Genomic DNA, 13,193 nt, shown 5'->3' on the forward strand with positions numbered 1-13,193 from the left:
CGGAGACCTCTTGCTGCGCACCATCGGCAGACGACTGCTTTTCCTCATCCCCACCCTGATCGGCCTCAGCATCCTGCTGTTCGCCTGGGTCAGGGCCCTCCCCGGCGGCCCGGCCGTCGCGCTTCTCGGCGAGAAGGCGACACCCGAGGCCATCGCGAGGGTCAACGAGCTCTACGGCTTCAACAAGCCCATCATCGAGCAGTACTTCATCTGGGTCGGCCGCCTGCTGCAGGGCGACTTCGGCACATCGATCCAGACCAACCGGCCGGTCACGGAGGAGTTCTTCCGCCGATTCCCGGCCACGATCGAGCTGAGCGTCGTCGCGCTCATCTTCGCGGTCGGCGTGGGCATCCCGCTCGGATACTGGGCCGCTCGCCGCCACGGCAAGTTCACCGACCACGCGTCGGTCGTGCTGAGTCTCATCGGCATCACCATCCCGGTGTTCTTCCTCGCCTTCATCCTCAAGTACGTGTTCGCCGTGCAGCTCGGCTGGCTGCCGTCGGACGGCAGGCAGAATCCACGAATAGACGCCACCCATCCGACGGGGTTCTATGTGTGGGACGGCATCATCACCGGCGAGTTCGACGCCTCCTGGGATGCCCTCATGCACCTGGTGCTCCCGGCACTCGCGCTCGGCACCATCCCGCTCGCGATCATCGTCCGCATCACCAGGGCGAGCGTGCTCGAAGTGCAGAACGCGGACTACGTGCGGACGGGGCGGGCGAAGGGCGTCGGCTCGTCGACGCTGCGCAGTCGCTTCATCCTCCGCAACGCGATGCTGCCGGTGATCACGACGATCGGTCTGCAGACCGGGCTCCTGATCTCGGGGGCAGTGCTCACCGAGACCGTCTTCGCGTTCCCCGGCATCGGGTCCTTCCTCGCGAGGGCGATCTTCACACGGGACTTCCCCGTGCTGCAGGGGTTCATCATCTTCATCGCGATCGCCTACGCGCTGATCAACCTGGCCGTCGATGTGTCGTACAGCTTCATCGATCCGAGAGTGCGGGTGCAGTGATGATCCGTCTCGTTCTCCGAAAGGGGGTGGCGTCATGACCATCTCGCTCCCACCCGCGCAGGGACCGTCCGCGGCGAGCGGCTCGGTCGTCGACACGGTCGCCGTGAATCAGGCCGGCCTCAAAGAGGGGCCCGGGGGGTTCTGGCGCGACGTGTTCCGCCGCCTCCGCCGCAACCCGACGGCCTGGATCGGCGCCGGCATCGTGCTGGTGTTCGTCCTCGTCTCGGTGCTCGCGCCATTGCTCGCCCCGTACCCCGAGACGGCGTTGCCCGGCGCGAAGTACATCACGCCGACGCACATCCCCGGTCCGGGGGAGCTGCCGGAGTTCCCCCTCGGGCTCGACCGCTTCGGCGGCGATGTGCTCTCCAAGCTCATCTGGGGCGCGCAGGCGTCGCTGCTGATCGGTGTGATCTCGACCGCGCTCGGTCTGGTCGGCGGAATGATCCTCGGACTCCTCGCCGGCACGTTCGGCGGATGGGTCGACACCCTCATCATGCGCATCGTCGACATCATCCTGTCGGTGCCGAACCTGCTGCTGGCGGTATCCATCGCCGCGATCCTGGGTCAGACGCCCTTCGCGGTGATGATCGCCATCGGAGCATCCCAGGTTCCGATCTTCGCCCGCCTCCTGCGGGCGTCGATGCTGCAGCAGCGATCGAGCGACTACGTGCTCTCCGCCCAGACGCTGGGGCTCGGTCGCGGGCAGATCACCATGTCGCACGTGCTGCCGAACGCCATCGGACCTGTCATCGTGCAGGGCACGCTCACGCTCGCGACGGCGGTGATCGATGCGGCGGCGCTGTCGTTCCTCGGTCTCGGCGGCGGTCGCCCCGAGACGGCCGAGTGGGGCCGCATGCTCACCTATGCGCAGGCCGAGCTGGCCATCGCGCCATGGCTGGCATTCCTGCCCGGCATCTGCATCGCGGTCACCGCGCTCGGCTTCACCCTGTTCGGTGAAGCCCTGCGCGAGGCCATGGACCCGAGGACGAGAGCACGATGAACGCTGCGAAAGAGACACGGACCACGGACGCTCCGCTGCTGTCCGTTGAAGGGCTGGCGGTCGACTTCGCCACCATGGACGGCGTCGTGCACGCCGTCGAGGGAGTCGACCTCGAGATCGCGCCGGGCCAGACCGTCGCGATCGTGGGGGAGTCCGGGTCGGGCAAGTCGACCACTGCCATGGCCATCATCGGGCTGCTCGCCGGTGGCGGGCGCGTGGCCGGCGGCAGCATCCGCCTCGACGGCAAGGACATCACCCGCGCTCCCGAGAGCGAGCTGCGCACCATCCGCGGGCGCGACATCGGCCTCGTGCCGCAGGACCCCATGTCGAACCTGAATCCGGTCGCGAAGATCGGCACCCAGGTCGCCGAGACCCTGCTCGCCCACGGACTCGCCACCAGGCAGAACGTGCAGCAGAAGGTCGTCGAGGCGCTGACAGCCGCCGGACTGCCGGATCCCGAGAAGCGCGCGAAGCAGTACCCGCACGAGTTCTCCGGCGGCATGCGCCAGCGCGCGCTGATCGCGATCGGCCTGGCGTGCAAACCGCGCCTGCTGATCGCGGACGAGCCGACGAGCGCGCTCGACGTGACGGTGCAGCAGACGATCCTCGACCAGATCGGCGACATGACGCGCGAGCTCGGCACCGCCGTGCTGCTCATCACGCACGATCTGGGACTCGCGGCCGAGCGTGCCGAGCGCGTCATCGTGATGCACCGCGGCAAGGTGGTCGAGCAGGGGCCGGCGAAGCAGATCCTCGAGAATCCGCAGCACCCCTACACGCAGTCGCTCGTGCAGGCGGCGCCGTCGGTGGCTGCCGCGCGTCTGCGCCCGGAGGCGTTCCACGCCGAGGAGCGTCCGTCCGATCCGAACGCAGCCGAGGACGCCTCGAGCGCGCTCGCCCTGCCGACAGCGGACAACATCGTCGAGATCGAGAACCTCACCAAGGTCTATCCGGTCCGTGGGCAGAAAGAGGACTTCGTCGCCGTGGACGACGTGTCGCTCGCCATCCCGCGCGGCGAGACGGTGGCGATCGTGGGCGAGTCCGGTTCGGGCAAGACGACGACCGCGCGGATGCTGCTGAAGATCATCGAGCCGACGAGCGGTCTCATCCGCTACGAGGGAAAGGACGTCTCCTCGCTGACCCGTGCGGAGACCCGGGACTTCCGGCAGAAGGTGCAGCCGATCTTCCAGGATCCGTACTCGAGCCTGAATCCGATGTTCACCATCGAGCGCCTCATCTCCGAGCCGCTGGACTTCTACAAGCGGGGGAGCGGCGCCGATCGGCGCAAGCGCGTCCGGCAGCTGCTCGACGACGTGGCGCTGCCGCAGTCGATGCTGCGCCGGTATCCGTCCGAGCTGTCCGGCGGTCAGCGTCAGCGTGTCGCGATCGCCCGTGCGCTCGCGCTCTCGCCCGAGCTGATCGTGTGCGACGAACCCGTGTCAGCGCTCGACGTCCTCGTGCAGGATCAGATCCTGAACCTGCTGGGCGACCTGCAGACCGAGTATGGACTCAGCTATCTCTTCATCTCCCACGACCTCGCCGTGGTCCGCCTGATCAGCGACTACGTGTGCGTGATGAAGGACGGCTCGCTCGTCGAGGCGGCATCCTCGGAGGAGATCTTCACGAATCCTCGAGACCCGTACACGCGACGTCTGCTGGCGTCGATCCCGGGGAACGAACTCAACATCGCCTCCTGACGACGACGATGCGTCCCGCCCCGAGCGCGAGCTCCGGGGCGGGCGCACCGGGTCGACGGACGACGCTTCCGGGTGCCATTACCGCAGCATCCGAAGAAGGTCAAGGATTGCGCTTGCCATGTCGCAAGATCGCGCGTATAGTTGGTAGTTGCGCTCGCTTCTCCGTGCCCTCATATGGTGGTCGGCATTTCGTTGAGTCTTTGAGCGCACACTCCACCTGACGACAAAGGAATCGAGAAGCCCTGCGGGGCTCACGGAGGTTATTCCCTTGGCTGCTGCTCGCAACGCATCCACATCCACCACCACCAAGAACGGACGCGGAGCTTCCCGTCTTTCGTTCGCCAAGATCTCCGACACGCTGACGGTCCCTGACCTTCTCGCTCTGCAGACGGAATCCTTCGGATGGCTCGTCGGCAACGACGCCTGGAAGGCTCGAGTCGCAGAGGCCAAGAAGGCCGGCCGCACCGACGTGAACGAGAACAGCGGTCTCGGCGAGATCTTCGAGGAGATCTCTCCGATCGAGGACCTCGGCGAGACGATGCAGCTGTCGTTCACCAACCCTTACCTCGAGCCGGAGAAGTACTCGATCGAGGAGTGCAAGGAGCGCGGCAAGACGTACGCCGCTCCGCTGTACGTCGAGGCCGAGTTCATGAACCACCTCACGGGTGAGATCAAGACCCAGACGGTCTTCATGGGCGACTTCCCGCTGCAGACCGACAAGGGAACGTTCATCATCAACGGCTCCGAGCGCGTCGTCGTCTCGCAGCTCGTGCGTTCGCCCGGTGTGTACTTCGACAAGACCCCCGACAAGACGTCCGACAAGGACATCGTGTCGGCTCGCGTCATCCCGAGCCGTGGTGCATGGCTCGAGTTCGAGATCGACAAGCGCGACCAGGTCGGCGTGCGCGTCGACCGCAAGCGCAAGCAGTCGGTCACCGTGTTCCTCAAGGCGCTGGGCATGACCAGCGAGGAGATCCTCACGGAGTTCGCCGGCTACACCTCGATCGAGGAGACGCTCGCGAAGGACACGATCGTCACGAAGGAAGATGCGCTCCGCGACATCTACCGCAAGCTGCGTCCGGGCGAGCAGGTCGCCGCCGAGGCCGCCCGCGCGCTCCTCGACAACTTCTACTTCAACCCGAAGCGCTACGACCTCGCGAAGGTGGGTCGTTACAAGATCAACCACAAGCTCGGTCTCGACGCTCCGCTGACCGACTCGGTCCTCACGGTTCAGGACATCGTCGCGACGATCAAGTACCTCGTGCGTCTGCACGCAGGCACCGAAGAGACCTTCCCCGGCATCCGCTCGGGCAAGAAGGCCGACATCCGCATCGCGACCGATGACATCGACAACTTCGGCAACCGTCGCATCCGCGCGGTCGGCGAGCTGATCCAGAACCAGGTCCGCACCGGTCTGTCCCGCATGGAGCGCGTCGTCCGCGAGCGCATGACCACGCAGGACATCGAGGCGATCACGCCGCAGACCCTGATCAACGTGCGCCCCGTCGTCGCCGCGATCAAGGAGTTCTTCGGAACCTCGCAGCTGTCGCAGTTCATGGACCAGAACAACCCGCTCGCGGGTCTGACCAACAAGCGCCGCCTCTCGGCTCTCGGCCCCGGTGGTCTGAGCCGTGACCGCGCAGGCGTCGAGGTCCGTGACGTCCACCCGTCGCACTACGGCCGCATGTGCCCCATCGAGACCCCTGAAGGCCCGAACATCGGTCTGATCGGTGCTCTCGCGACGTTCGCGCGCATCAACTCGTTCGGTTTCATCGAGACCCCGTACCGCAAGGTCGAGGGTGGCGTCGTCACCGAGCACATCGATTACCTGACCGCTTCCGAAGAGGTCGACTTCAACATCGCGCAGGCGAACGCCCCGCTCGACAAGAACGGTCGCTTCCGCGAGAGCCACGTCCTCGCGCGCCCCAAGGGCGGTAGCGGTGAGGTGGACCTCTTCCTTCCGGAGGAGATCGGCTACATCGACGTCTCGCCGCGCCAGATGGTGTCGGTCGCGACCTCGCTCGTGCCCTTCCTCGAGCACGACGACGCACAGCGCGCACTCATGGGCGCCAACATGCAGCGTCAGGCTGTGCCGCTGCTCCGCAGCGACTCGCCGCTCGTCGGAACCGGTATGGAGGGCTACACGGCCATCGACGCCGGCGACGTGCTCACGGCTGAGAAGCCGGGTGTCGTCACCGAGGTCTCCGCAGACCGCGTCACCGTCATGCTCGACGAGGGTGGAACGCAGGACTACCACCTGCGCAAGTTCGACCGCTCGAACCAGGGCACGTCGTACAACCAGAAGGTCGTCGTCAACGAGGGCGACCGCGTCGAGGTCGGAGAGGTCATCGCCGATGGCCCCGCCACCGAGAACGGCGAACTGGCACTCGGAAAGAACCTCCTCGTCGCGTTCATGACGTGGGAGGGCTACAACTTCGAGGACGCGATCATCCTGAGCCAGGACCTGGTCAAGGACGACACCCTCTCCTCGATCCACATCGAGGAGTACGAGGTCGACGCGCGCGACACGAAGCTCGGCAAGGAGGAGATCACCCGTGACCTCCCCAACGTCAGCCCCGAGCTCCTGAAGGATCTCGACGAGCGCGGCATCATCCGCATCGGTGCCGAGGTCCGCCCCGGCGACATCCTCGTCGGCAAGGTCACGCCGAAGGGCGAGACCGAGCTGTCGGCGGAAGAGCGTCTGCTCCGCGCGATCTTCAACGAGAAGAGCCGCGAAGTCCGTGACACCTCTCTCAAGGTGCCCCACGGCGAGCAGGGCACGATCATCGCCGTCAAGGAGTTCAACGCCGAGGACGGCGACGACGAGCTCGGCTCCGGTGTCAACCGCCGCGTCGTGGTCTACATCGCCCAGAAGCGCAAGATCACCGAGGGTGACAAGCTCGCCGGTCGTCACGGCAACAAGGGTGTCATCGCCAAGATCCTCCCGATCGAGGACATGCCGTTCCTCGCGGACGGAACCCCGGTCGACATCGTCCTGAACCCGCTGGGCATCCCCGGTCGAATGAACTTCGGCCAGGTGCTCGAGACCCACCTCGGGTGGATCGCGAAGCAGGGCTGGAAGGTCGAAGGCACCCCGGAGTGGGCTGCGCGACTCCCCAAGGACGCGTTCGAGGCTGCCCCCGGCACCAAGGTCGCGACCCCGGTGTTCGACGGTGCGAGCGAGGAGGAGATCTCCGGTCTCCTCGACGCGACCACCCCGACCCGTGACGGCATCCGCCTGATCGACTCGACCGGAAAGACGCAGCTGTTCGACGGCCGCTCCGGTGAGCCGTTCCCGGCGCCGATCTCGGTGGGCTACATGTACATCCTGAAGCTGCACCACCTGGTCGACGACAAGATCCACGCACGTTCGACGGGTCCGTACTCGATGATCACCCAGCAGCCGCTCGGTGGTAAGGCGCAGTTCGGTGGCCAGCGATTCGGTGAGATGGAGGTGTGGGCCCTCGAGGCCTACGGCGCCGCATACGCGCTCCAGGAGCTCCTCACGATCAAGTCCGACGACATCCTCGGCCGCGTCAAGGTGTACGAGGCGATCGTCAAGGGCGAGAACATCCAGGAGCCCGGCATCCCCGAGTCCTTCAAGGTGCTCATGAAGGAGATGCAGTCGCTCTGCCTGAACGTCGAGGTCCTCTCGGCAGACGGCACGCTCGTCAACCTGCGTGACACCGACGACGAGGCCTTCCGCGCTGCGGAGGAACTCGGCATCAACATCTCCAGCCGCTTCGAGGCCGCCTCGATCGACGAGATCTAAGGTCCAGGCCGCCGACCGCGCGTCACGCCCGGTCGGCGGCCCACCTCCCCGATTTCTTCAGAAGAATTCCTACACAGGAGAATTTGTGCTCGAGTCAAACACTTTCGATGAGCTTCGCATCGGCCTGGCCACCGCGGACCACATCCGCGCCTGGTCCTACGGCGAGGTCAAGAAGCCTGAAACCATCAACTACCGCACCCTGAAGCCGGAGAAGGACGGTCTCTTCGGAGAGCAGATCTTCGGCCCGTCCCGCGACTGGGAGTGCGCCTGCGGCAAGTACAAGCGTGTCCGCTTCAAGGGCATCGTCTGCGAGCGCTGCGGCGTCGAGGTCACCAAGTCCTCGGTCCGTCGTGAGCGCATGGGTCACATCGAGCTCGCCGCTCCCGTCACCCACATCTGGTACTTCAAGGGTGTTCCCTCGCGTCTCGGGTACCTGCTCGACATGGCGCCGAAGGACCTCGAGAAGGTCATCTACTTCGCCGCCTACATGGTCATCTCGGTCGACGAGGATGCTCGTCACCGCGACCTGGGCACGCAGGAGAACAACATCCGTCTCGAGCTGAAGACGCTCGGAGACCGCCGCGACGCGAAGATCGCCGAGCGCCTGGCTCGCCTGGAGGAGGAGCTCGCTTCCCTCGAGGCGGAGGGCGCCAAGGCCGACGCGAAGAAGAAGGTCAAGGACGCCGCCGAGAAGGAGATGTCGCTCATCCGCAAGGGTGCCGACGAGGCGATCGCCAAGCTCGAGCGCGTGTGGGAGGACTTCCGCACGCTCGAGGTCGGCGCACTGCGTCCCGAGGACGACGTCTTCCACGAGCTCCAGGACCGCTTCGGTCAGTACTTCGAGGCCTACATGGGCGCCGAGTCGATCCAGCGTCGCCTCGCGGCGTTCGACCTGGCAGCCGAGGCGGAGAGCCTGCACCTGCAGATCTCCGAGGGCAAGGGCCAGCGCAAGATCCGCGCGATCAAGCGTCTGAAGGTCGTCAACTCGTTCCTGGAGACCGGCATGAGCCCGGCCGCCATGGTCCTCGACGTCGTTCCGGTGATCCCGCCGGAGCTGCGCCCGATGGTGCAGCTCGACGGTGGCCGCTTCGCGACCTCCGACCTCAACGACCTCTACCGTCGTGTGATCAACCGCAACAACCGTCTTCGTCGTCTGATCGACCTCGGTGCTCCCGAGATCATCGTCAACAACGAGAAGCGGATGCTGCAGGAGGCCGTCGACGCACTGTTCGACAACGGTCGCCGTGGTCGTCCCGTCACCGGTACCGGTAACCGTGCCCTGAAGTCCCTCAGCGACATGCTGAAGGGTAAGCAGGGTCGTTTCCGCCAGAACCTGCTCGGCAAGCGCGTCGACTACTCGGGCCGTTCGGTCATCATCGTCGGCCCGCAGCTGAAGCTGCACCAGTGCGGTCTGCCCAAGCAGATGGCTCTGGAGCTCTTCAAGCCGTTCGTCATCAAGCGCCTGATCGACCTCGGTCACTCGCAGAACATCAAGGCGGCCAAGCGCGCCGTCGAGCGCACGCGTCCCGAGGTCTGGGACGTGCTCGAGGAGATCATCCGCGAGCGTCCGGTGCTGCTCAACCGTGCGCCCACGCTGCACCGTCTCGGCATCCAGGCCTTCGAGCCTCAGCTCGTCGAGGGCAAGGCCATCCAGCTGCACCCGCTCGTCTGCGCGGCGTTCAACGCCGACTTCGACGGTGACCAGATGGCTGTCCACCTGCCCCTGTCGGTCGAGGCTCAGGCCGAGGCCCGCGTGCTGATGCTCGCGTCGAACAACATCTTGAAGCCGTCCGACGGACGCCCGGTCACCCTGCCTTCGCAGGACATGATCATCGGTCTGCACCACCTGACCACGGTCAAGGCGGGCGCAGCCGGTGAGGGCCGTGCATTCGGTTCGGTGGGCGAGGCGATCCTGGCGAAGGACGAGGGAACCCTCGACCTGCAGGCCAAGGTCCGCATCCGCATCCCGGGTCTCACGTTCCTCGAGGGCGAAGCTCCCGAGGGCTACGAGCGTCACGGTCTCGTCGACGCATCGCTCGGTCAGGCGATCTTCAACGACACGCTGCCCAAGGGATACCCGTTCGTCCGCGAGCAGGCTGACAAGAACAAGCTGTCGCAGATCGTCAACAAGCTGGCCGAGGAGTACCCCAAGGTCGAGACGGCTGCGTCGCTGGACCGTATCAAGGACGCAGGTTTCTACTGGGCCACGCGCTCGGGTGTGACCGTCGCCCTGAGCGACATCCTCACGCCGCCGAACAAGGCTGAGATCGTCGCGGGCTACGAGAAGCAGGCCGCGAAGGTCCAGTCCCAGTACGAGAAGGGCCTCACGACCGACGTCGAGCGTCGTCAGGAGCTCATCAAGATCTGGACCGAGGCGACCGACGAGGTCCAGGCTGCGATGAAGGCCAACTTCCCCGAGGACAACACCATCAACCGCATGGTGTCGTCGGGTGCTCGTGGTAACTGGCTGCAGATCCGGAACATCGCCGGTATGCGTGGTCTGGTGAACAACCCCAAGGGTGAGATCATCCCGCGTCCGATCATCTCCTCGTACCGCGAGGGTCTGTCGGTTGCGGAGTACTTCATCGCGACGCACGGTACCCGTAAGGGTCTCGCCGACACCGCTCTGCGTACCGCCGACTCGGGTTACCTGACCCGTCGTCTGGTGGATGTCTCGCAGGACGTCATCATCCGCGAAGAGGACTGCGGCACGTCGAAGGGCCTCGAGCTCCCGATCGCCGCTCCGAACTCGCAGGGTGAGCTCGTGCGCGACGCGAACGTCGAGAACTCGGTGTTCGCTCGTACGCTGGCCTCCGACGTGGTCGACAGCAAGGGCGAGGTCCTCGCCTCTGCCGGCGACGACGTGGGTGACGTTCTCATCGACAAGCTGGTCGGTCTCGGTGTCGAGAGCATCAAGGTGCGCTCGGTCCTCACCTGCGACTCCGCCGTCGGTGTCTGCGCGCAGTGCTACGGCCGTTCGCTCGCGACGGGTAAGACCGTCGACATCGGCGAGGCCGTCGGCATCATCGCGGCACAGTCGATCGGTGAGCCCGGTACCCAGCTGACGATGCGTACGTTCCACACCGGTGGTTCGGCGTCGGCAGATGACATCACGCAGGGTCTGCCCCGCGTGCAGGAGCTCTTCGAGGCTCGCACCCCGAAGGCCGCATCGCCGATCGCCGAGGCCGATGGCCGCATCACGATCGACGAGACGGACAAGGCCAAGAAGGTCATCCTGACGCCCGACAACGGTGACGAGGAAGTGATCTACCCGGTCCTGAAGCGTGCGACGCTTCTGGTCGAGGACGGTCAGCACGTCACGGTCGGTCAGCCTCTCCTGGTCGGAACGCTCGACCCCAAGGAGGTCATGCGCGTCATGGGTGCCCGCGAGGTGCAGCGTTACCTCGTCGGCGGCGTCCAGGGCGTCTACCGCTCGCAGGGTGTGCCGATCCACGACAAGCACATCGAGGTCATCGTCCGTCAGATGCTCCGCAAGGTCACCGTCGTCGATCACGCCGATACGACCCTGCTCCCGGGTGAGATGGTCGACCTCAAGCGCTACCAGGCGATCAACCGCGAGGCTGTGGCAGAGGGCAAGCGCCCCGCGTCCGGCCGTCCGGAGCTGATGGGTATCACGAAGGCGTCGCTCGCGACCGAGTCGTGGCTGTCGGCCGCTTCCTTCCAGGAGACGACCCGCGTTCTCACGCAGGCCGCCATGGAGGGCAAGCGCGACCCGCTGGTCGGTCTCAAGGAGAACGTCATCATCGGAAAGCTCATCCCCGCCGGAACCGGTCTCTCGAAGTACCGCGACGTCACGGTCGAGGCGACGGAGGAAGCCAAGAGCGAGCGCTACCCGAACCGGATCTTCGCATCCGACGGTGCGTACGCCGACGGCGACTTCGGTTACGTCGACTTCGACGCGTTCTCGACGGACGACATCACGCCGGGTACGTACAACTGATCGAGTGAGTGAGTGAGAAGGCCCCGGGCGATTCGCCCGGGGCCTTCTTCGTGCCCGGATCCGGGGTGCCTGCCGTGGACAGGGGGACGGATCAGTCGAAGAGGTGCGCCACGATGCTCGAGGTGTATCCCTCGGGCGCGAGATTCGAGTACTGGGAGTCGATCAGCACGTCGTCCCGCCAGAAGAGGGTGCGACCGTCGGTGACAGGGTACTGCTCGTTCTGCCAGGTCTTCTCGCAGCGCGTGCCGCCGTCGGGAGTGAAGCACGTGTAGCCCTCGTCGGCCACGAGAGCGTTCAGCATGTCGAGGGCCGGCCCTCGGTTCATCAGGGAGACGGTGGTGACCAGCCGGGTGGTGTCCGCCTTCGGATCCGCCCAGATGCAGGTGAGCTCGCCGTCGTCTCCGACCCCGGACGGTCCGAACGCCGCGTCATTGAGTGGCACTCCCTCGAGCTGTGCGAGCACGTCGTCCGAGAGGATCGCCCTGCAGTCGGTCGGCAGAGCGATCGGAGTCTCTGTCGGTGTGGGGGAGGGCGACGGGCTCTCCGATTCGTCCGGTCCCGGACTCGACGACGGTTCAGCGGAATCGTTCGACGGAGTGGTGCCCGAACCGGTCGGATCGCAGCCGGTGAGCACGGCGAGGAGCAGGAGAGCCGCAGCGCCGGCGGCGATTCGAGCGTTCATGCGCTCACCGTAGCGCTGTGCCCAGCCCGCGCAGGGAGGCTGACCGAACCGCCGAAGAAGCCGCTCTCGCGGTAGTGTCGGCGGAATGAGTGATGATTCCTCCCGTATGCCCGGTGCAGTCGTCGTCGGAGACGCGCTGATCGACGAGATCCACGACGTCGGCGGGGTGCGTGAGCTGGTCGGCGGCGCGGCACTGAACGTCGCCGTCGGTCTTCGCAGGCTCGGCGTGCCGACCACCCTGATCGCGATGGTCGGGGACGACGAAGCGGGGGCGCACATTCGCGAATACCTCGACGATCACGACGTGCGGCTGATCGCCAGCGAGGCGCCGCTGGGCTCGTCCCGGGCGATCGTGCAGCGTGGTCCCGACGGCGAGCCCGTCTACGTGTTCAACGAGGCCGCGCAGCGGCGCAGCATCCGCTATTCCGACGAGGCTGTCCGTGCGATCGCCGATTCGGATCTCGTGGCCGTCAGCTGCTTCCCCTTCGACGTGCCCGGTGAGGTCGACGCCCTGCTCGACGCCGTCGGCGACACTCGCCTCGCTGTCGACCCGAACCCACGGTCGGGGATGCTGAGCGACGGTGCCGAGTTCGTGCAGGGCTTCGAGCGCGCCGCCGCAGGAGCGTCGATCGTCAAGATCGGCGCCGATGATGCGGCTCTCCTCTATGACGGCGATCTCGATGCGCTGAGGGCGCGGCTGCGCGCGCTCGGGGTGAGCGCGGTGCTCGCGACCGCAGGCGCCGATGGTGCAGCCCTCGAGTCGGATGCCGGCATCGTCACGGCGCCCATCTCGACGCTGCCCGGTCGCGTCGTCGACACCGTGGGAGCCGGAGATGCGACTCTCGCGGCCGTGGCGGCCGGCCTTGCTCAGGGGACACCCTCCGATGCGGAAGGCTGGCAGCACCTGCTCGATCGAGCCATGGATGTGGCCGCTGCGACGTGCCGGGCCGAGGGCGGCCTGCTCCGGACTCCGGAGTCGATCGCTGACGCCGATCGCGGCGTGTTCGGCAGCTGAGCGTTCGATTTCTCACGCTTGCCCTCGGCAGGTATGATTATCTATCGTGCC

General features: G+C 66.1%; 7 protein-coding genes. 6 read left to right on the plus strand and 1 reads right to left on the minus strand.

Annotated features, from left to right (window positions below; translation table 11 throughout):
• Nucleotides 1-10 precede the first annotated feature (10 nt).
• The 5 genes from BMW26_RS03815 (at nt 11) to rpoC (ending at nt 11,445) form a co-directional block, all read left to right on the plus strand.
• The gene (locus BMW26_RS03815) at nt 11-1,015 is read left to right on the plus strand and encodes an ABC transporter permease (RefSeq protein ID WP_053098898.1); all 1,005 of its coding nucleotides are present in this window, start codon (nt 11-13) and stop codon (nt 1,013-1,015) included.
• Nucleotides 1,016-1,049: 34 nt separating this feature from the next.
• A complete protein-coding gene (locus BMW26_RS03820) occupies nt 1,050-2,015 on the plus strand; it encodes an ABC transporter permease (RefSeq protein ID WP_053098899.1) in 966 nt (321 codons plus the stop codon).
• Nucleotides 2,012-3,712, plus strand: coding sequence for an ABC transporter ATP-binding protein (locus BMW26_RS03825; protein ID WP_053098900.1), 1,701 nt, complete (start codon nt 2,012-2,014; stop codon nt 3,710-3,712). Before BMW26_RS03820 ends, BMW26_RS03825 begins: the two co-directional genes overlap by 4 nt.
• A 268-nt stretch (nt 3,713-3,980) precedes the next feature.
• The gene (gene rpoB / locus BMW26_RS03830) at nt 3,981-7,484 is read left to right on the plus strand and encodes a DNA-directed RNA polymerase subunit beta (protein WP_053098901.1); all 3,504 of its coding nucleotides are present in this window, start codon (nt 3,981-3,983) and stop codon (nt 7,482-7,484) included.
• Between the two features lie 85 nt (nt 7,485-7,569).
• Entirely contained in the window at nt 7,570-11,445 is a 3,876-nt protein-coding gene (rpoC, locus tag BMW26_RS03835) for a DNA-directed RNA polymerase subunit beta' (RefSeq protein ID WP_053098902.1), read from the plus strand.
• 91 nt (nt 11,446-11,536) lie between these two features.
• Here the strand turns inward: rpoC and BMW26_RS03840 are convergent, their stop codons facing one another.
• Complete coding sequence (locus BMW26_RS03840) at nt 11,537-12,127, minus strand: hypothetical protein (RefSeq protein ID WP_072590820.1); 591 nt, start codon at nt 12,125-12,127, stop codon at nt 11,537-11,539.
• 85 nt (nt 12,128-12,212) lie between these two features.
• Here BMW26_RS03840 and BMW26_RS03845 point away from each other — a divergent pair, with 85 nt between their 5' ends.
• Nucleotides 12,213-13,142: a carbohydrate kinase family protein gene (locus BMW26_RS03845; RefSeq protein ID WP_072590821.1), complete on the plus strand. Its 930-nt coding sequence runs from the start codon at nt 12,213-12,215 to the stop codon at nt 13,140-13,142.
• The last annotated feature ends 51 nt before the right edge of the window (nt 13,143-13,193 follow it).

The sequence above is a fragment of the Microbacterium sp. 1.5R genome (assembly GCF_001889265.1).
Lineage (GTDB): Bacteria > Actinomycetota > Actinomycetes > Actinomycetales > Microbacteriaceae > Microbacterium.